Source organism: Lacibacter sp. H375, from assembly GCF_037892425.1.
Taxonomy (GTDB): Bacteria; Bacteroidota; Bacteroidia; order Chitinophagales; family Chitinophagaceae; genus Lacibacter.
In genome coordinates, this window is the sequence record NZ_JBBKTT010000001.1 from 3196112 (window position 1) to 3216683 (window position 20572).

Sequence of the window (20572 nt, forward strand, 5' to 3'; positions counted from 1 at the left end):
ATTTCATTAAAAATGACAGAGAGTATAACATCTCTTTTTGTAAAACCGTACGTAAGTGGTGTAACCACAAACCGTACATTATATGAATACTATGCTTACTGCTCCGGTACTAAAAACTGAGGACCTGCGTTTACTTGATCTTCAGTTGTACAACATTCTGGATACTCCCCATGAAAAGGAGTATGATGAACTTCGTGAGTTAGCCGCACAGATCTGTAATTGCCCCATTTCACTGATCTCCTTAATTGACAAAGACCGGCAATGGCTGAAATCGAAACAAGGTGTAGATATTTCTGAAACTCCACGTGAATTCGCTTTTTGCTCACACACAATATTGCAGAAAAAAATTATGGAAGTACAGGATGCATCTTCCGACAAACGCTTTTTTGACAATCCTTTCGTGACCGGGGATACGCATATACGTTTTTATGCGGGGGCGCCTATCATTTCTCCCACTGGCCAAACTCTTGGAAGCATTTGTGTATTTGACCATCAACCTGGTAAGCTGAATGAGTCTCAAAAGCGGGCATTACAAATTTTATCGAACCAGGTAACAAAATTGCTGGAGCTTCGATTAAAATCAAAAGCGATTGAGCAACGGGCAACAGAATTAATTAAAATTAAGGAAGAGGCGGCCATTGGTCTTATTAAAGAACAGGATGAGGATAACTTATCTGTTGCAAAAGAACTGCACGAAAATATTGCACAAGAACTTGCAGCAAGCCGTTTGTATTTGAATATGGCCATTCTCAATGAAGAGGGAAGATTGAATTATATAAAAGAAGCCAATCAATCAATTGGCAATGCATTAACGGAAATTAAAAATCTTTCCTACAGCATCTTTCCTTCAACTGTTGATTCTGCTTCAGTACAGGTTATACTCGAAAATTCTCTTCATATTCACAAGTCATTTTATTCATTTGAGGTAGAATTAAAAATTACCGGTGAATCTGAGCGTGTTATTTTTGGACAGGCAATGAATTGTGCAAAAATTATGGAGTCATGGTTACACGTACTGCAATCAAAACAAGCTGTGGTAAAAGTAACGGTTCAAATGCATGTAGAGGATGAGATAAAATTATGCATAGAGGATGATGCTGCTGATCAACAGGTGATAGCAAGGGAGAAGAGCCTCATCAGCAGCATGGTGTATTACCGTATCATTGGTATGAATGGTAATGTACAGTTTTCTGAAACTGAACATGGCACTAATTTACTTTGTGTAAGATTCCCCTTGCAGGAAAAATAAGAGGAGGGCTTTGCAGTTTAATCTTTAAACTCCTGTGAGATCATTAATCCGGATTTTCCTCCATCAACGATGCCAATGCCAATGCGTCCAAATGATTTGTTGAGAATTGCTGCACGATGGCTGGGTGAGTTCATTAATCCACGATGTGCTTTAGCAAGTGTTGATGCATAAGCAAGATTTTCTCCCGCTTTTTTGTAATTAATGCCCGCCTTTCTCATACGGAAAAATGGATCTTTTCCTTCCGGGGTCATATGTGAAAAATAACCCCTTTTCATCATGTCAGATGAGTGAGCTCTTGCCACATTCCTTAATTGCTCGTCAGCCACAAGAGCCTTCAATCCTTTTTTCTTTCGTTCGGCATTTACAAGTTGTAACATCTGTTGTTCAAGATCAGGTCTTATGCTGTAATAATCTGTTGCATAAACTTCCGGATCTGATTTTCCATTGGAGAGGGCGACATCAAATGTTTTTTCAAGTAGTGGAGTTATTTTTTTCTCTGCAATTACACTGTAGGGTGAAAGCATTGCTGCCACTTCGCTTTTTTCTGCTTCGGCGCTGATGCTGTCAATCACAGAAAAAGTCAGAAGTCTTGCAGTGATTACACTCAATACAATACCTAACAGGAGACCGGGTATGATCCCACTCATTCTATCGAGAACATGAACTTTGTTGTCGTTGTTGGTGGCATTCATTAATAGGCGCTGAAGCACTGAGAGAATAATATAAACCACAATAAAGCCAGCGATAAAACTTAATGGCAGGTACCACTCTTTTAATGAAGGTAATTCCCTCGCAACCTTATCAACGGTGTTGCTGTAGAGAAGAATGCCGGCAACAACAGCTGCCGACCATTTAAACAATTCCAATATAAAACGCAGTGCACCAAACCGGTAGCCAATAAATGCTGCCAGTGATATCAGTAGCAGGAGAAAAATATCGACAGTGTTCATAAGTGAGTGACTGTATCTAAAAAAAGCGGAGATCAAACATCAGATGAAAGATCTCCGCTAGTATCAACGTTCAGACTGTTTAATAATTGCCTTGTTTTTTATCAATTGATCGGCCAATAGCCCAGCCACCACCGGCACCTAATACACCACCAACCAATACGCCGGCAACACGGTTACGTTTACTTACCACGCCACCAATAACGGCACCACTGGCACCACCAATCACCGCACCTTTTGTAGCATTGGTCCATTTTTTCTTAGCCGGTCTTGTGTTTGTAACAACAGCAGGTGAAGTGTTAGCTACAGTTTGTCTGCGCTCTACATAGCGAACGGTTGTCGCTTCCTTCATTTTTTTCATTTCCTGTTGTTCTTTCCATTCCTGGAAAGCAGCGAACTCTGCAGAATCAACAGCTGATAAAACATTTGTTTGATCAGTTGTTGCTGTTTTTGTTTTGCATGATACTGTTACTATTGCAACTATTGCTGCTACCGATAAGATTGTAAATATCTGTTTCATAATTTCTGGCTTTTCGGTTAAATAATATTGTTTCGTTCTATGCACAAGTAGATAGAAAAAGCATGCCAGAAAAAAATAAAACTGTTAAGAAAAAAGCAATTTCAAATGAATATGATTGATGTTCAGGCTGTTTTATAAAAATGGGTTTAACAACTCAAGCACTTATTGATGTTTCACTTTCAGACCAGTACGAAGAATAATACAATTTGTTAATGATTTGTAAATGAAAATCAGGCACGAAACGAAGCAACGAGGCTACAGCCATTGCCGGGGGATGCTGTAAGAAACATTTCACCATTGTACATAGCTAACCGGCTTTGCATATTCCTGAAACCAAGACCTGTTTTAATTTTTGTTTGATCAAAACCGTTCCCATCATCAGTGATGTTGATGGTAACACTATTGTTGGTGGATCTTATATCAATTTCAACAAGGTCGGCGTTTGCGTATTTTATAATATTGTTTAACTGCTCCTGCACAATACGGTATATAAGTAGTTTTTGATCGTCATTCAGTGTTGTTTCGTCAAGCGATTCGCTTGTAAACCTAAAATGATTTGCTTTTGTTCGATTAACATCCTGGATCAATCTTTCGATGGTTTGTTTCAAAGTCATGGAAGTAAAGGCTGGTGGTTTTATACTTGCCGAAAGAAAACGGATTTCCTGTTGCACTTCGGTAATCATTTTTTTTGCCTCATTGATCATTAATACATTATTGTCGATCGAGACATTGGTATTATTTAGGTAAAGATTGATCACTGTTAATATCTGCGATATATTGTCGTGCAGTTCCTGGGCCCAACGGTTACGTTCATTTTCCTGTGCTTTTATAATTGTTCTTGCAAGCGCTTTTTTATGGTTTAGTCTTTGTTTATAATGCTCGGCCTGTAGATTGCGTAGCTGAGAAATGTCTTGAATCTCACCTATTAGGCGTTCCAGTTTCCCGGTTTCGCTACGCACAAAAAAAACACTGCTCATAACATTATAGTAGATATTGTCGGATCCAAGTATTTTGTATTCCGTCGTCCAGGTGGTTTGTTGAGATGCAGCAATTGTTTCATATTCTGTTTGTACTCTCAGTTTGTCGTCTTCGTGTATTCGCTCAAGAAAACAGATAAGGAAATTAGGAACAATGGTTCCTTTATCAGCTACAAAAAATTTCATTTTATCATTGATATGAGCAACTTTGGTTTCAACTTCATAATCTATGATGCCGCCCCGGGTAGCTACGTTGAATGCGTTGATTGCTTGTTCAAGAGAGTATTTCGTTTTGTTGCTGTTTTGAACACTTTTACAGAAATAATTGGTTAGGACAAACAAAAGAGCACTGGAGATTAAAACAAATGCCAACCCTTTCTCATTCTGAAGCTGGGTGAACAATTCGCTGTTATTTCTCGCAAGCTGCATTACAATTGTGTCACTCCAAAGTATCCAGCCAGCGCTCACGATTAGGTAAATGCTGGTTATTATTATTGGCGCAGGATAACGGAGAACACTGATTTTATTTTTGAAATGACGGGTTGATGAATACATGGCGTTTTTTGTGTCGACAAACGTAGAAATGGAGTTGTGTCTTCGCAATGAGAAAAATTAGCCATATTCCTGACCATAATCAGAAAATGAGAAAAAAATAATGATTTAAATCAACAAAAAAGCATCCGCTCTAACGGATGCTTTTTTGTTAAAAGAGAAAACAGTATAATTAATCTAAACCGCCTCTGCGTGTAGCTTTCGTTTGCGTAGGCCATTTGCCCGGTTCACCTGTTCGTTGATTAACAGGTAATACAATGCGTTCACGTGATGTTTTATTTTCATCTTCACAAGCCATGTAAATAAGAATGGCGGTGAGGATGGCATTGTTTTGAACGTCATCAAATACGATCTTATCATAAGTGTCACGATTAGTATGCCAGGTGTAGTTGCCATAGCTCCAACTGTTAGAACTTAATGAAAATGCAGGAACACCAGCAGCAACAAACGATGCATAGTCTGATCCGCCACCACCGGGAGCGCCGGGGAATCTTGTTTCAAGTTCCGCTTTGTATTTGTTTGGTACACGAGCTAACCAACGGCCAATATAATCATACGCATGAAGAAAACCCTGGCCGGAGATATTTACTACACGTCCGGTACCATTGTCCTGGTTGAATAAAGCCTGTATGTTTGAAACGATCTCAGGATGATCTTCTACAAATGCACGTGAGCCATTCAGTCCCTGTTCTTCACTTCCCCAATGACCAACAAGAATGGTACGTTTAGGATTTGGATAAACCAATTTCAAAATGCGCATTGCTTCCATCATCACCAATGTGCCCGTACCATTATCGGTTGCACCTGTGCCAGCATCCCATGAATCGAAGTGAGCAGAAAGCATTACATATTCATTTGGTTTGGTTGAACCTTTTATTTCAGCAATAGTATTATATGTTGGAACAACGCCAAGTTCTTTTGAATCGGCACGCACGCTGATCTTTGGACTAGCGCCGGCTTCTGCTAAGCGATAGAGTAAGCCATAATCTTCTAATGCTACATCTATGGTTGGAACCTTCTTTGTGTTTGCACCAAAGATCTTATTCACGCCAAAACCTCTCGACCAGTTACTCATGATCACACCAACAGCGCCAGCATTTTCCAAGGCAACAGGTAATGTTCGGGAAGTGAAACCTGTTTTGCTGATGCGTTTGGTCCATGCATCCGTTAATTCAGAACGTTCTTTTTTCATCTTCTCAATTGATTCTTTCGTACCAAACTCATCCCAGTTATAATCAGGACGACCGGTTGGTTGATTCATTGATATCATTACAAATTTTCCTTTTACGGTTGGTAGCCATTTTTGAAATGCAACAGAATCTTGTAAGTCGGGAACAATCACCACATCAGCAGTAATCGTTTTGCCACCTGTTCCGGGACTCCAGGCAAGCTGCATACCTTCCAATGTTTTTACACGAGGATGAACCATGTCAACATGTGTAACACCTCGTTGCCATCCACGCCATTCGCCCCATTTTTCATTACGTGCCGTAACACCCCAGCCTGTATATTTTGCAACGGCCCAGTCATGTGCCTGCTGCATTTGTGGTGAACCAACAAGACGTGGCCCAATACCATCCATTAATTCCTGCCCGAGTTTTTTCAGTTGAGAATTTTCGGTGGCCTCTTTAATAATGCGGCTCACCATAACAGAATCTTTATGCTGTGCAAAAGTTGTAGTGCTTAGCAGCAGCAATGCAATTACGAATCGAATCATGTTGATAGAGTTGTACTTTAGTTACGAATGATTCGAAAATAAGGAATGATCGCTATCACAGGAACTTGAAGGGGCAGAATGTGATGAGTGGAAAAAGAAGTTGATATCTTAAGCCGCTTAGTTCTTTTGTTTGATGGTCTGTATGATTTTCTGTGCGTGTTCCCTTGAGTTTTCAATAAACAGCCGGGACGTATTCATGCCGCCACAAATTACACCGGCGAGATGAATGTTGGGCACGTTTGTTTCATGTGTTTGTTCGTTGTAGTCAGGCTTTCTTACTTCATCTTTCGATAATGCAATGCCCATCTTTTCAAGAAAAGACAAGTTGGGTTGATAACCTGTTGCAGCAATTACCCAATCGTTTTCAATTGTTTTGATTCCATCGGGGGTTTGGATGAGCACTTCGTGTTCTTTTATTTCTATGATCGAAGATTCATAGTAAGCTTTGATGGAACCTTCTTCAATACGGTTCACCACATCAGGACGCACCCAATACTTTACCCGTTCGCCCACTTCTTTTTCACGGATCACCATTGTTACATCAGCGCCTTTGCGCCATGTTTCCAAAGCAGCATCTACAGCAGAATTATTTGCACCCACAACAATAACTTTTTGAAATGCATAGAAGTGCGGGTCTTTATAGTAGTGTGTAACTTTTGGTAAGTCTTCACCTTTTACATTGAGCAAATAAGGAATATCATAAAAACCCGATGCAATAATGATATGATCAGCAGTATAGTTTTGTTTTGTAGTTTGAATAGAAAAGCAACTTTCCGTTATATCAACAGTATTTACTTCTTCAAATAAATTAATGTTGAGTTTGTATGCAACCGTAACTCTCCTGTAGTATTCCAATGCTTCCGATCTTGTTGGTTTTGCATTTACCGATACAAACGGCACATCACCAATCTCCAATCGCTCTGAAGTTGAGAAGAACGTCATGTTTGATGGATAGTTGTACAACGAATTCACCAAACAACCTTTCTCTAAAATAAGATAGGGGATGCCAGCTTTCTTTGCTTCAATACCACAGGCTAATCCAATTGGTCCGCCGCCGATAATGATGATGGGGAAATGTGTTGTTGCCATTAATAACAAATATACGGCAGGGCAGGATTGATCTACTCCGTAACCTTCGCTTCTCTTCTGCTGCCACTATATAATTCATATTCCAACAAACGACAATCGATAGTACTGTTATAAAATTCTATTCTGCGTTTGGCTTTTAGTCCGATCTTTTTTGCAAGCTCCATATTGCCGGTGAAGATGTAACCATAATAACCACCACATTTCTGTTTCATAAAATCACCAATGCGTGCATAGGTTGCTTCCAGTTCTTTAATATCACCTAAACGTTCACCATATTCAGGATTCACCATCATGATACCTTTTGCATCAGCAGGAACTTGTGTTTCAGCAAAATCACACACTGCAAATTCAATCAACTTTTGTACACCGGCAGCAATGGCATTCTTCTTCGCATTCTCAATAGCCTTCGGACTATAATCGGTGGCGATGATTTTCAATCCAGGCACATCAACGATCTGTTCTTCAAGTAAAGCATCTTCTTTATGATAAACTGCTTCATCATAACCTTGTACATGCATGAATGCATAATTGGTGCGGTACAAACCCGGCCTGCGGTTAGTAGCAATCAAGGCTGCTTCTATTGCAAGCGTACCCGAACCACACATTGGATTAATGAATGGCGATACACGATCCCACACCGTTGCATAGATTGTTGCTGAGGCCAAACCTTCCAGCATGGGTGCAAGTCCGGGGATCTTTCTGTAACCATGTCTTGCCAATGAATCGCCTGATGTATCAATAAACACTTCTGCATCTTCATTCTTCCAGAATAAATGAATAACAGTGCCTGTTAACTCAGCACCAGTGGATGGACGTGTACCTCTGATATCACGAAGCCGATCAACAATTGCGTCTTTCACCCGCAGGTTGGCAAACATGCTGTTGTTGATGGTTGGATTATTTACATTACTCGTCACCGAAAAATAACCCGGATCCGGCAATATGTTTTCCCACTGAAAATCTTTCAGATTCTTATAAATATCATCACCATCATTTGCAGTGAATTGTTTTAAACTGTACAACACCTGGCTTGCACATCGCAAATTCAAATTGAGTTTAATACAATCGTTGATGGTGCCCGTCAACTTCACACCTGTTACAAATGCTTCATCAATGGCAAAGCCCAATTCCTTTACTTCATTTTCAAGATAAAGTGCAATGCGTTTGTGGCAAGTGATGATGATGGAGGAGGGTGTAGTAAACAGATTCATACGTATAGTTTAAGAAGCAAGAAAGAAAAAGGCACAAGGTTCAAGGTACAAGGTACAAGGCTCAAGGGATGTTAGCTTCAGTGCTTGTGCCTTGCTTTCTTTCTTGAACCTTGTGCCTTGTTGCCCTATTTGGCAACTGCAATTTTCACTTTCTTCCCTTTGATCTTTTGATCTTTAATTAAGTGAAGTACGTGGTTTGCTTTTATTTTCTTCACGGCAACAAAAGCAAAAAAATCTTTTACTTCAATCAAGCCAATATCTTCTTTTTTCAATTCGCCTTTCTGACTCAGGAAGCCAACAATATCAACCTTATTCACTTTATCTTTTTTGCCGGCTGCAATAAACAACGTACTCCATTTTGGTTTCTCGGGAATCTCTGCTGTTTCAGGCAATTCAATTTGTTCTGCATCTGCAGGAATGTAGGCCGGCAATTTTTCATCCGGACCAAGAATTACAATGGCAGTGCCACTTGCATCCATACGTGCAGTACGTCCGTTACGATGTGTAAAGGCATCTTCTGTATGTGGTAAATGATAATGAACAATGTAACGTATGTTGGCAATATCCAAACCACGTGCAGCAAGATCAGTTGTAACAAGAATATTTGATGTGCCGTTTCTGAATTTACACAACGCCGCATCACGTTCCTGTTGTTCCATAGCACCGTGGTAAAACACATTCAGAATATCACGTTCTTTCAACAGTTCGCTGGTGCGTTCAACTGATTCACGATGGTTACAGAAGATGATCGTTGAACGGTTGCCCAACATACACACCAAACGAAACAATGTTTCGAGTTTATCTTTTTCGGGGCTGAGTAATGTTTTAATCGCAAGTCCAGTATCAGAATCTTCGTTGCCTGTAAGAAAATCAAGTTTCTGTGGTTCATTCAAACCAACAAACGACGGGATCTCTTCAAGGTTTGTAGCAGAAGTGAGCACTCTCTTTTTAATGGAAGGAAGCGAACCAATGATGAACGACATTTCTTCCTGGAAACCGAGTTCCAGTGATTTGTCAAATTCATCGAGCACCAATGTTTCAATACTTGCAACCGTTATACTTCCACGGCGGATATGATCGGCCAAACGGCCGGGTGTACCAATAAGCAAGGCAGGTGCCTGCTTTAAATTGTTTTCTTCGATCTCCCGTTTATGACCTCCATAGCAACAGGTTACTTTCAGGTTGAGCTGCATGCTTTTAAACACATGCTCGATCTGGATGGCCAGTTCACGTGATGGCACAATAATGAGTGCTTTTGTTTGATTGCCTGCTGCCTGTAGCTGTTCCACCAGAGGTAACAGAAAGGCCAGTGTTTTACCCGATCCTGTTGCAGATAACAGGATGATGTCTTTTTCTGATGCCTGTGCTTCCATGGAAGCCACCTGCATTTCATTCAACGCTTTGATTTTTACGTTTGTCAGGACCTCTTCCAGCCAAACCGGTTTCTTTTGCATAGCGGCGAAGGTAATCAATTGTGGGGGAGTGGGAGTTTAGGAGGAATTGTGACATAAGAATGGCTTGAAGTATCCTCCAGCGAAGAATCGCAATACCTAAATCAGCCGTTGTATAATTCCTAACTTCAACAATCGGATACTTTACCTATGATTCAATTGATAATTGATTTAAACAAGCCAATATGCGAAAAGTAATTGCAGCAATCAATATGACCCTTGATGGGTATTGCGATCACACGGCAGTAGATGCTGATGAAGAAATACATCAACATTACGGTGAGTTGTTGCTTGATGCAGGCGTTGTTTTATATGGCAGAATAACTTACCTGCTTATGGAATTCTGGCCAACGCTGGTAAAAAATCCCAGTGGCGACAGATCAATGGATGAATTTGCAGTGATCATGGACAACACACCCAAAGTTGTTTTTTCACGCACCTTGAAGAGTGTTGAATGGGAATCGGCAAGATTAGCAGAGCGTGACCTGAAGGAAGAAGTGTTAGCACTAAGGCAAGAAGCAGGCAATGACATTTTTGTTGGCAGCCCGGGTTTAATCGTCGCCTTAACACAACTCGACTTAATTGATGAATACCAGCTCTGCATTCATCCGGTTATTGCAGGAAAAGGTTTGCCGCTGTTCAAAAACATCACGGATAGAGTTGATCTTAAACTCTTCAATACAAAAACATTTGCGGCTGGCGCAGTAGTTCTTTACTATAAACGTGTAGATATTAAAACCGGCAGCTGACACTCAGGTTGCCTTATCATTTGTATTGCGAACTAAACTTACACCTGCAAAAAAGAAGATAATTCCTACAATGCCAAAAGCAGCAATAAGTTTGATGTTTCTTGTTCCTGTTCCCGCATTAATAAAAGTAAAGGCTGCGTAAATGATACCGCCAATGCCTAGTAGTGATAAAAGTATACCCAGTATTCGTTTTTCCATATTCGTTTTTTTACAAGATAACTTTATCAACTTAAAATTCAGTTCCTGATAACCGGAATGTGATAATCATGAAAGAAAAACTAAGAATTATATAAACATTAATGCTCAATTCGTGTACTTTCATATATCTTGATTTTCACATTCACTCATTTCTCTCCATCTTCGCAGCTATTTTATTATTCAAATTTTTTCTGTCATGCGCATCGAAGATTTTTTAACTAAACTCCGTACTCAACCCGATACTATTTCTTTTGCTGAAACCATCGAAACAATTGAAGCGAATTACGAATTTACTCCCGTGCGTTTTACAAACGGAGGTATTATAAACGAAGCCGGTACCAATTCAGGTTCATGTAAATTATTTTCATTTGCTAAACTGCAACACTTGAGTAAAGAAGAAGCACTGGCTTGTTTCGGTGATTATTATCGTATTGATGTGTTGCAACATCCCGAAGCAACTAATCATGCCAACATCCGCAATTTTATGGTTACCGGTTGGGAAGGTATTCGTTTTGATGGAGAAGCGTTGCAGCAGAAATAAGAAAGCTTTCAGTTCAATTAAACGCAACATTCTGGGTGTTTAGAGATTTCATCCCGTAAAGCGGGACAAGCTCGACGTCGAAAAGACGCAGACGTTAAAGAAAAGGGCCCATGGTTATCTAAAACTTACAATCGTTATCTTTGCCCCTCAATTGAATAATCTATATGAAAGAAGTATATGTTATCTCGGCCGTTCGTACACCCATGGGTAGTTTCGGCGGCAGTTTAAAAAGTTTAACAGCTACACAGTTAGGAGCTATTGCTATTAAAGGTGCACTGAAAAAAGCAGGCGTTGATGCAAGTAAAGTTCAGGACGTTTTAATGGGTTGCGTTATTCAGGCTAATCTCGGACAGGCACCTGCAAGACAAGCTGCGAAATTTGCCGGCTTACCCAACGAAGTAAATTGTACAACTGTAAATAAAGTGTGCGCAAGTGGTATGAAAGCAATTTCACAAGCTGCACAAAGCATTATGCTGGGCGATGCTGATATTGTGATTGCTGGTGGTATGGAAAGCATGAGCAATGTTCCGTTCTATGTTGACAGTATGCGTTGGGGAAACAAGTATGGCAATACAAGTTTTATTGATGGCTTGGCAAAAGATGGTTTGACGGATGTGTATGATGGAAAGGCGATGGGCAATGCAGCTGAGTTATGTGCAAAAGAATGTGGCATCAGCAGAGAAGATCAGGATGCATTTGCTATTGAGAGTTATAAACGTTCACAGGCAGCATGGGAAAAAGGTTTGTTCGATAATGAAATTGTACCTGTTGAAATTCCGCAACGCAAAGGAGATCCGATTGTGTTTGCAAAAGATGAAGAACCATACAATGTAAAGTTTGATAAAATACCAACACTCAATCCTGCATTTCAGAAAGACGGAACGGTAACTGCTGCCAATGCAAGCACTATGAATGATGGTGCAGCAGCATTGCTGTTAATGAGTAAAGAAAAAGCAGATGAGTTGGGATTGAAACCAATTGCAAAAATTAAATCGTATGCTGATGCTGAACAGGCGCCTGAATGGTTTACTACAACTCCAGCATTGGCTGTACCAAAAGCAGTTGCCAAAGCAGGTTTGCAAATGAGCGATATTTCTTATTGGGAACTAAACGAAGCATTTGCTGTTGTTGGTATTGAAAACAGCAAGCGTATGCAACTCGATCCTGCAAAAGTAAATGTGCATGGCGGTGCAGTATCGCTTGGTCATCCGTTGGGTGCAAGTGGCGCAAGAATTATTGTTACACTTATTAATGTACTGAAAGCAAATAATGCAAAATATGGTGCGGCTGGTATTTGTAATGGTGGCGGTGGTGCTAGTGCAATGGTGATAGAAAACGTCTAACCCTTTTTAGGAAGACTTGCTAATCACAGCTCTATCTTGTTATAGATCGAAATGAAATAAACCTCTCCGTACCGGGAGAGGTTTATTTTTTATAATTAGTTCTAAATAGGGAGAGCCGGCGAGGGTTTTAGTTCGACACCACTTTCACAATCCTGTAAATAACTCTTGCACTTTCATGTTTTCTCATGTTGCCAAAAATCTCAAGATTGTCGGGCGCTACGAGATCGGGAGCCCAAGGCGTAAGCAACGCATCCTGTAAAGTGCGGAACAGATCATATGAAATAGTATTGAATTTTACATCGCCACCTGTGGGTGAAAGTACAGTTGCGTTGCCCCATCCAATTTGCTGTGTTTGTTTTTTATCCATGGCCGATTGGAGGAAAGGTTTCCAGATTGTTTTTTCTGCATTAATAAAAGCCCCTGGGTTTTCGGAAAGGTGATAATTCATTACCACATAATTGAAATCTTTGGCAGGATTTATTCCTTTTGCTTCAGCCCAATCTTCAGTTTTAAAAAAGATCTGACTGGTTACAGTTGTAAACGAACCGGTTTCCATTTGTGCCATCGGGATTTTTGGAAACAGTTTTGCTGGATCAAACGCATCGCCGCTCCAAGCTGAATCAATGTTGGAAAATCCATTAATGAATAAAAAATTTGAAGAATTAGGCAAGTTGTATCCGCCTACTTTCTCAAACAAACCCCAGAAGTTCATCTTTTTTGCATCAACAGCTTTTTGTGCCACTTTACTCCAGTAGTTTACTTCCCGTTTAATGAACTCTTCAATTTTATCCTGCGGTACATGACGGTATTGATACACTGATATCTGTGCGTTGAGGTGCTGTATTTGAATCAGAAATACAAACAGTATTAAACTGAAGATGGTCTTTTTGTATATAGAAGAAATCTGTTTCATTGTATTGATTTTTAATAGCAAGAAAATTGTTTTGAAAAATACGCTTCATTATTTTGAACTTAAGTCTGCTCGTAAGCTCAACATCTCGATCCAGCGGCTTTCAATTGCCTTTGCATAATCTGCGAGATAATAATTCCACGCACCTGCACCATGTACTTCATCAAAACGTTCAGGAATTGGCTTACGGAAATTTGGGCTTAATTCTTTCAATCCATTTTTCAGGCGATTAACGGTTACAATTTGTGGCGGACCTGAAAAACTTACATTATAAACGGCCACGTTTTCGTTACTGGCAACCCATACTTTTTTTAATTTTCGTACAAGGTCACTTGCTTCCCTGATCATGCCCGGTTTAATGAACATGTGTGTAATGATGATCTTGTCGCTGTAGTCAGTAATGGCCACGTTACTTAGTTCGGTATTATAAACGGAGTAGCCGGTGCTGCCACGTTCGCTTGTATTTGGCGAAACATTTTTAGCCCAGTCAAGTGTGTGTTCTGCACTCAGGTCACCACGCTTATCAAACTGCTCCCAGCTAAGCGGCCCTTCCGTTATATGATAGCCGCCAGCATCAGGACCGGTTTCAATATAAAATACCCGCCACTTCCAGTCGCCCGTGTGGTACTTCTGCGCATGCGACGCTAATGCTTTTTCAAACTCCAGTAATTTGTCTGTTTTGGGAAATGCTCTGAATGTGCTCACTACATTGTTCTGGCTTATTCCAATCATAGGAACAAGCAGGCAGAGAAGGAAAATCTTTCTCATTGTTGTTGTTTTAGAATGTGAATAAAGAGAGGGTCGTGTTGAGATAGGGATGGGAAGAATTATTAAGTTATAGCAATTCCCCGCAAAATCAAAGAAGAAAGATTTGCATTATTTCGTAGAGATAAATGTTCACTAACGGTAAGGGGCAAGGGAAGATATAAGATTTAGTTTTAATCTTTTCGTGCAACACACAACCAATCCCAAGGATGTGGCTCTGCCAGCCATTTGGGTGGATTGTTGAATTCTGTTTTCCAGGTGTAATCGATCTTTTCAACCCTGTCAACAGTGAAGCCATCAAGTTTCAGCAGTAGTTCCAGTTCTTCTTTCAGGTAATGCTTGGTAGGTACATTATCAATATCTGTTACACCTTGTTTAATATTCTTTGCCAGCGCATAAGCTTTCTCTACTGATTCAATTTTTTCTTTATGATCATCATCCACATTCCAGCGGTTAGCAATGATATTGGTGTAGAGTTTTGATTCTAGCGAGGGTACAACAAGGATCAATGTGCCGCCCTGGTTCAAACAAATATTGAGCGATTGAAAAAAATTGATACGCTTTTTTAAATTATCGGTGAGGATGGCGTTAATGCACACAGCCACATCGCATGGAGTAACAGTTATGGCATAAGCACTCATATCCATGCGTTGGTACTCCACGTTGGGGTAGTCTTTACATTTTTCTTTCGCAATGTCGAGATTGATGGCGGAGATATCTGTTGCCACTACATACTTGAATGCTGTGGCGAGTAAAGGGATCCATTTGCCGATGGCGCAACCAATATCTGTAACCGTCTTCTCTTTTGATGCCACTTCTTCAATGGCACCAACGATCTTTCCGCTGGTGTCGTTCTTTAATACATCAAAAATTTCTTCACTGTAGTTAGGTGCAATACGTTCCCAATAATTTCTGTCCATGTTAATAGATAAGTCTTTGGCTAAAGATAATTTTTTGTTGTTGATTGAAATGTATTCAAGTAATTTAACTTCTCAACAAAAAGCCATGAGTTTAATCACAATAAGATATGCAACGCCTGCTGATGCAGAATTAATTGCCGAGATGAGCCGTACTTCTTTTTATGAAGCCTTTGCCAAAGACAATACAAAAGAGGATATGGATATTTTCATGAACGAACAGTTTACAAAAGAAGAGCTGATGAACGAAGTGGAATTGAGCGAAGGAATTTTCATGCTTGCTTATATTGATGAAGAGCCGGTTGGTTATGCACGGCTGCGTTTAAAAAATAGCCTTGCGCATGAACAGGCCATTGAAATTGCAAGGATCTATGCCCTGGATAAAGCGATAGGCAAAGGAGTGGGCAAAGCGTTGATGCAGGAGTGCATTAACAAAGCAATTGAGCTGAAGATGAAATCCATCTGGCTGGGGGTATGGGAAAAAAATGAACGGGCTATTTCGTTCTACCAGCGCTGGGGTTTTGAGCGATTTGGTGAACATCAGTTCCTGTTGGGAACAGATCTGCAAACAGATTGGCTGCTGAAAAAGACTTTATAAATCATCGTATTTTTACGTGACTTTGTAGTGCAACCAATGAAAACCCCAGTAAATACAATCATTTCAGCAAAAAAGCGTTATCTTGTAACACCTCTTTTAACTATTAAAAACCATTTTCTATGAAACGCTTTGAAAAAACAATCCCGATTTACACACGTAAAGATGTTCCGTTTGTGCTTTTTATTGTATGCTTTTCACTAGCACTTATAATTGGCATTTACACCAGTCTTAATTGATAAAATAGTATAGGAACCTTTACCAACTGCATAAAAGACAAGCCCCGTTAATCGGGGCTTTCTTTTTATCCTTTTTTCAGAACGATCTTTTGACCTTCATCTTTCTTGATGGCTTCAAAACTATTGGCCACTTCATTGAACTTATCGGGTGGCACAATGTGTTTGTGCAGTTGTAATTCTGTTGCAATGCTGAGTTTAGTTTTGCTGTCATTCAGCTGAATGCTGTTCTGGTATTTCAGATAGTCGTTACTGATCTCTTTTACCGGAGGCACTGTTTCAGTTAAAAAGCCTTCCGGAAGTTTATAGGTGATGAGGTCGGTTTTAATGTAAGGGTAATCAAACAGGAACTCATGCTTTCTTGTTTCTGCAGGTTTTATTGTTTCATCGTTCAGTTTGTATTGACGGAGCGGATAGAAATGTTTGCTGCCCGCTTTGAAATCATAATACTGGGTATATGCAAGTTTTAGTTCAACAAGATGACCATCGGCAGAATCAGAAAGAATTTTAATCTCAAAGTCGTCAGGTACTTTATAGCCAAAGGCGTTGACCAATGCTTTTTTTGCATCTTCCTTTGTTTGTCCGGAGATATAAGCATTAACATATTCCCAAAACTCGCCTGATACAAAAATGTGGCTTGTAAGCACGGCACCACCGTCATCAAACAACTCTGCATCAGTTTTTGCTATCCATTTATTTTCTTTACTTATGCTTACGGGAGTTTTAACCAATATGCCACCGTTTTCTGTTAATAATAATGCATGCCTGTTCTCCGTAAATGATCCCAGCACACCTGGTATTGTCTGCTTGCTTGTACATTCTAACCAGACTGTGTCTTTTTTTAGTGGGACACAAAGTATAACATGGTTAAACAGGTTTGAAGCAAACATTGGATCTACTGGATATTCATTTCCTCCCGCATTTATTAGCGCTGCATGAGCTTTTATGCCGACAGCCTGCAGCATGTTTTTCATATAATGTGTAAGCCCTTTACAGTCACCATATTTTTTTTGCTCGGCAAATGAAACGGGAAAAGGCTTATAACCTCCAATTCCAAATTGTATGCTTACGTACCTGAAATCGCTTTGCAGGTATCGGTAAAGAATTGCAATCTTATCTTCATCGTTATTTGCATCTTTAATTAAAGACTTAAAAAAATCAATACGCTCTGGTTTAAAAGGGTTTTCTTCTTCATAAAAAGGGTAGGCCCACTTGCCAAATTCTTTCCAGCTTTCAAGTGAGCCGGCATAACCATCATAACTAAACTGAGCAGGTGATACGTCAATCCATGGTAATGTAACCCAGGGGCCATACGTAGCCCTTTCTCTTTCGTGCACTGTACGGTTGCTCAATTCCCAAGTATAAACAGTTTTTTTGCCTTCAGTTATAATTGCAGGGCTTCCTGTGTAATTATAAGCTTTGAATTTAACGGGAACAGTCGATTTTACAACATACCTGCTTTTTTTAAATGATTCGGTTGTGCTGCCAAAAAAAAATGGGTTTATATCAAGTAACGCACTACAGCTTATTTCAAATTCTGTTTCAATAGTGTAAGGTGGATCAGGAACAGGAAAATTAAGTTCATAAGTTTTGTCATCTGTTGCAAGTGTAATACCATCATAAGCACCTTCTAGATTAAAATCTTTCTTTTTATAGCGGGCTATTTCAATCCCCAGATCATTATAAACTTTTATACTGGCTTCTTCGAGTTTGCGTAGCTTATCAACACCTATGCGTAACCTCGAATGCTGTAATGCCTGTTTGGTGAGTGCAGTAATAATGTTGTGCGAACGAATAGTCATTTTTGAAGGTGATTCTATTTCTATAACAGTTTCTTCAAGGTGGTATACCGCATCTGCGTCTTTTTTTAAACTGTCGGGGATAGTTAATGACGAGTAATTCAAGATCGATTGTGACCAGCCTTTTGCACATAGCAATATTAAGGCTACAAGTAAACAGAGTTTTCTCATGGCTTGGCGTTTGTTTTTCTTTTGAATACAATCTGCTCATTCAGCATTTCAAACAGCTTAGTATAAAAAGCTTTAAAATCGGGATATTCATCTGCATAATAAGTTGGGCGTTTTATTTCAAGTGTATAACGCATTGAAATGCTGTTATCATTTTTTGCAACAAAGCGTTGCAGAGAAATGCTTGTATCAGGCATAATCATACGTATGTTCTTTGGTAGCTCTTCCAAGTCGAAACCTGCAGGGAATCGCAGTGTTGTAAACATATTGTAATACTGGACATATCCAAACTCTACATCGGTAAATCGTTTGTCCGATATAAACTCATTTTTTTCGAGTTCCATTAAGAAGTTGGGCGAGTAAAAAAGATAATCGCCACTTGTCGAAAGACTGCCGTGAAACTGTACCAGATTTTCTAAGGGCAGGCTGTCGTTCTTTTCATTTTTATAGGTCAGTGAGTCGAACTGAAATTCTGGATGTGCTGATGAGAAATATTCATCAATATAATTTTTTTCACCCTTTCGTAATGAACGCAAGCGTTCTGTTTTTGCATAATCGTAAGCAACCACATTTGCAGTACCTTGTACCTTGCCCTCGGGTGTAATTTCACCAAGTATAGATGCGACCAAACGGAAGCGATGTTGTATGTCACCTAACGAAACAAATTTTCCTACTTCCTTATCTACCAGGAATCCTTCGGTAAATTGCACATCCCATGGAACAAGAAATGGCGGATTACTGTAATTGGTTGCATCAATAATATATGGGGTTTCATTAATTTCGGTATACACGTAAACATCGTTAAACTGGTAGAGAAACGGGTACGTAACATTTACCTTTCCATTATTTCTTGTGCTTACTAATAATGGATAAGCTTTTAGTCCTGCATCTCGCAGCAGGCTTATAAGCAACAGATTCATATCGGCACTGTTGCCGCTGTGTTTTTCCAATGCATTTTTAATTCCTTCATCTGTTACAAAGTATGATTTGCCGTTCCATGTTACTTCCTTTTTTACAAAATTGAGTATGGTTGTTAATTTTTCGTAAGGGCTACTGATATTTTTTAAACTTGCCGGAAGTTCTGTGTGTTTGTATATGTTCTTTTTTATTTGCATGCCGAAATTTTCATTATCGAGTAATAAATCGGTAAGCAAAGGCCAGGTGGTCATGCGTGGTTGGCCGTTGATGGATCTTAATTGAAAGTCTAGGCGTTGCAGGTAATCCTTGCTTGTGCTCATAAATGGCTCCCTGTCAAGCCCCGGAATATTAGTCATAATAAAACGCTTTGCCTGTCTGATACCTTCTGTTGTCTCTTTTACAGGAAGTGTGCGCCTGATCATGTAGGTGAATTCGAGGTTGTTGGGTATTTCCACGTTGTATTCACTATATCGCACTGGCAGAGTTCTTTGAAAAACCCAATCTTCAATTTCAAGAGAATTACGCTTGCTGTGATCATAACGGTATTCGATTACACTTCCCACTTTAACATTAGGGAGTGTAAACACCTTCATGTCGAAATCCTCATCAAGCTTTTGTTCCATTACCGATTTCTTTTCCATTTTTGTTGCTTCAACCTCACCTGCGGAGTTAAGGTTATAAGTGTAGCCCTCAATGTCACCAATGCGATGTCTGTTACCAACTTTATAAAATGGGATGCGCACATTGGCTAAATCCAGTCCTTTTTCGTTGAGTATTTTTATACGGATCCGGGTGCGTGTTTCATTTACAAAGTCGGATGATGTGAAGTAGTAACGTACTTCAGCAACCTCAAGAAGATATTCGGCAGGAGCACCTTTATCATAACTGCATTCTTGTAATGCAAATTCTTCTTTATCAATTTTTCCAAACGATGCGATTTTTTGTGCAGTGGAGTTGTAAGAAAGACCAAAAAATAGTAGTAGTACAATGATGCCTTTCATGTTGATACGATTTTAGGATATACAATGATAAAACACAATTGCTATTAAATTAAGTATCAGCACAAAAAAATTCCCTCTTATTTCTATTGAATAAGAGGGAATACTTAGCTTAAAAATTTGTCGATCAATACTGCTCTAATCCACTAAAGAAAAAGCTTCCTTCAATTTTTGCATTATCATCACTATCACTTCCATGCACTGCATTTTCGCCAACTGATGTTGCATATAATTTTCTGATAGTTCCTTCATCTGCTTTTGCAGGATCTGTTGCGCCAATAAGTGTGCGGAAAACAGAAACAGCATTGTCTTTTTCAAGGATAGCTGCGATGATAACACCACTGCTCATAAACTCAACCAACTCTCCGTAGAAAGGACGCTCTTTGTGAATTGCATAAAATTCACCTGCAGTTTCTGTAGTGAGTTTTGTTTGCTTAAGCGCTACGATGCGGAAACCTGCTTTAATAATTTTGTCTAAAATAGCACCGGCATGACCGTTCTTCATTGCATCGGGCTTGATCATTGTAAACGTACGATTGCTCATGATTATCTTGTTTTTTGCGGCGCAAAGATAGGGAAGCAGCAGCAAGCTGCAAGGAACAAAGGATAAGAAACAAGGCACAAGGCACAAGGAACAAGAGGAAAAAACCAAAACCCAAAATCCAAACCAAAAAAGCAAATCACACGATTCAAGTTCAGGCACTATCCATTCCATCTACCCA

19 protein-coding genes are annotated in these 20572 nt (G+C 39.7%); 5 read left to right on the top strand and 14 right to left on the bottom strand.

Annotated elements, in window-relative coordinates:
* The first annotated feature begins 82 nt into the window (after nucleotides 1-82).
* A complete protein-coding gene (locus WG954_RS13855; protein ID WP_340437226.1) occupies nucleotides 83-1249 on the top strand; it encodes a GAF domain-containing protein in 1167 nt (388 codons plus the stop codon).
* Between the two features lie 17 nt (nucleotides 1250-1266).
* Here WG954_RS13855 and WG954_RS13860 read toward each other — a convergent pair whose 3' ends face one another.
* The 7 genes from WG954_RS13860 to WG954_RS13890 all read right to left on the bottom strand — a co-directional run bounded on the left by WG954_RS13860 (nucleotide 1267) and on the right by WG954_RS13890 (nucleotide 9716).
* Nucleotides 1267-2199, bottom strand: a complete 933-nt coding sequence (locus WG954_RS13860; RefSeq protein WP_340437227.1) for a CvpA family protein — start codon at nucleotides 2197-2199, stop codon at nucleotides 1267-1269.
* A gap of 79 nt (nucleotides 2200-2278) precedes the next feature.
* Entirely contained in the window at nucleotides 2279-2716 is a 438-nt protein-coding gene (locus tag WG954_RS13865) for a YMGG-like glycine zipper-containing protein (protein ID WP_340437228.1), read from the bottom strand.
* Nucleotides 2717-2946: 230 nt separating this feature from the next.
* On the bottom strand, nucleotides 2947-4248 hold the full coding sequence (locus tag WG954_RS13870) for a PAS domain-containing sensor histidine kinase (protein WP_340437230.1): 1302 nt from the start codon (nucleotides 4246-4248) through the stop codon (nucleotides 2947-2949).
* 169 nt (nucleotides 4249-4417) lie between these two features.
* Nucleotides 4418-5962, bottom strand: coding sequence for a M20/M25/M40 family metallo-hydrolase (locus WG954_RS13875; RefSeq protein WP_340437231.1), 1545 nt, complete (start codon nucleotides 5960-5962; stop codon nucleotides 4418-4420).
* A 117-nt stretch (nucleotides 5963-6079) separates the two neighbouring features.
* Nucleotides 6080-7051, bottom strand: coding sequence for a YpdA family putative bacillithiol disulfide reductase (locus tag WG954_RS13880; RefSeq protein WP_340437232.1), 972 nt, complete (start codon nucleotides 7049-7051; stop codon nucleotides 6080-6082).
* Between the two features lie 32 nt (nucleotides 7052-7083).
* Complete coding sequence (locus WG954_RS13885) at nucleotides 7084-8262, bottom strand: THUMP domain-containing class I SAM-dependent RNA methyltransferase (protein ID WP_340437233.1); 1179 nt, start codon at nucleotides 8260-8262, stop codon at nucleotides 7084-7086.
* Between the two features lie 125 nt (nucleotides 8263-8387).
* Nucleotides 8388-9716: a DEAD/DEAH box helicase gene (locus WG954_RS13890; protein WP_340437235.1), complete on the bottom strand. Its 1329-nt coding sequence runs from the start codon at nucleotides 9714-9716 to the stop codon at nucleotides 8388-8390.
* 182 nt (nucleotides 9717-9898) lie between these two features.
* Here WG954_RS13890 and WG954_RS13895 point away from each other — a divergent pair, with 182 nt between their 5' ends.
* A complete protein-coding gene (locus WG954_RS13895; protein ID WP_340437237.1) occupies nucleotides 9899-10462 on the top strand; it encodes a dihydrofolate reductase family protein in 564 nt (187 codons plus the stop codon).
* A gap of 3 nt (nucleotides 10463-10465) precedes the next feature.
* Here the strand turns inward: WG954_RS13895 and WG954_RS13900 are convergent, their stop codons facing one another.
* The gene (locus tag WG954_RS13900; protein WP_340437239.1) at nucleotides 10466-10660 is read right to left on the bottom strand and encodes a hypothetical protein; all 195 of its coding nucleotides are present in this window, start codon (nucleotides 10658-10660) and stop codon (nucleotides 10466-10468) included.
* A 196-nt stretch (nucleotides 10661-10856) separates the two neighbouring features.
* Here WG954_RS13900 and WG954_RS13905 point away from each other — a divergent pair, with 196 nt between their 5' ends.
* Together WG954_RS13905 and WG954_RS13910 are read left to right on the top strand one after the other, a co-directional pair.
* Nucleotides 10857-11201 (top strand): HopJ type III effector protein, encoded by a 345-nt coding sequence (locus tag WG954_RS13905; RefSeq protein ID WP_340437241.1) that lies wholly within the window; start codon nucleotides 10857-10859, stop codon nucleotides 11199-11201.
* Nucleotides 11202-11365: 164 nt separating this feature from the next.
* Nucleotides 11366-12544 (top strand): acetyl-CoA C-acyltransferase, encoded by a 1179-nt coding sequence (locus tag WG954_RS13910; RefSeq protein ID WP_340437242.1) that lies wholly within the window; start codon nucleotides 11366-11368, stop codon nucleotides 12542-12544.
* A gap of 127 nt (nucleotides 12545-12671) precedes the next feature.
* Here WG954_RS13910 and WG954_RS13915 read toward each other — a convergent pair whose 3' ends face one another.
* The 3 genes from WG954_RS13915 to WG954_RS13925 all read right to left on the bottom strand — a co-directional run bounded on the left by WG954_RS13915 (nucleotide 12672) and on the right by WG954_RS13925 (nucleotide 15139).
* On the bottom strand, nucleotides 12672-13457 hold the full coding sequence (locus WG954_RS13915) for a hypothetical protein (RefSeq protein ID WP_340437243.1): 786 nt from the start codon (nucleotides 13455-13457) through the stop codon (nucleotides 12672-12674).
* 48 nt (nucleotides 13458-13505) lie between these two features.
* A complete protein-coding gene (locus WG954_RS13920) occupies nucleotides 13506-14222 on the bottom strand; it encodes a hypothetical protein (protein WP_340437244.1) in 717 nt (238 codons plus the stop codon).
* Between the two features lie 170 nt (nucleotides 14223-14392).
* A complete protein-coding gene (locus WG954_RS13925; RefSeq protein WP_340437245.1) occupies nucleotides 14393-15139 on the bottom strand; it encodes a methyltransferase domain-containing protein in 747 nt (248 codons plus the stop codon).
* An 85-nt stretch (nucleotides 15140-15224) separates the two neighbouring features.
* Here WG954_RS13925 and WG954_RS13930 point away from each other — a divergent pair, with 85 nt between their 5' ends.
* Nucleotides 15225-15734: a GNAT family N-acetyltransferase gene (locus WG954_RS13930; protein WP_340437246.1), complete on the top strand. Its 510-nt coding sequence runs from the start codon at nucleotides 15225-15227 to the stop codon at nucleotides 15732-15734.
* Nucleotides 15735-16035: 301 nt separating this feature from the next.
* Here WG954_RS13930 and WG954_RS13935 read toward each other — a convergent pair whose 3' ends face one another.
* The 3 genes from WG954_RS13935 to WG954_RS13945 form a co-directional block, all read right to left on the bottom strand.
* A complete protein-coding gene (locus WG954_RS13935) occupies nucleotides 16036-17937 on the bottom strand; it encodes a DUF3858 domain-containing protein (protein WP_340437248.1) in 1902 nt (633 codons plus the stop codon).
* Entirely contained in the window at nucleotides 17934-19853 is a 1920-nt protein-coding gene (locus tag WG954_RS13940; protein ID WP_340437249.1) for a DUF3858 domain-containing protein, read from the bottom strand. The genes WG954_RS13935 and WG954_RS13940 overlap by 4 nt, the downstream gene beginning before the upstream one ends.
* Before the next feature lie 124 nt (nucleotides 19854-19977).
* The gene (locus WG954_RS13945) at nucleotides 19978-20394 is read right to left on the bottom strand and encodes a nucleoside-diphosphate kinase (protein ID WP_340437250.1); all 417 of its coding nucleotides are present in this window, start codon (nucleotides 20392-20394) and stop codon (nucleotides 19978-19980) included.
* Nucleotides 20395-20572: the final 178 nt, after the last annotated feature.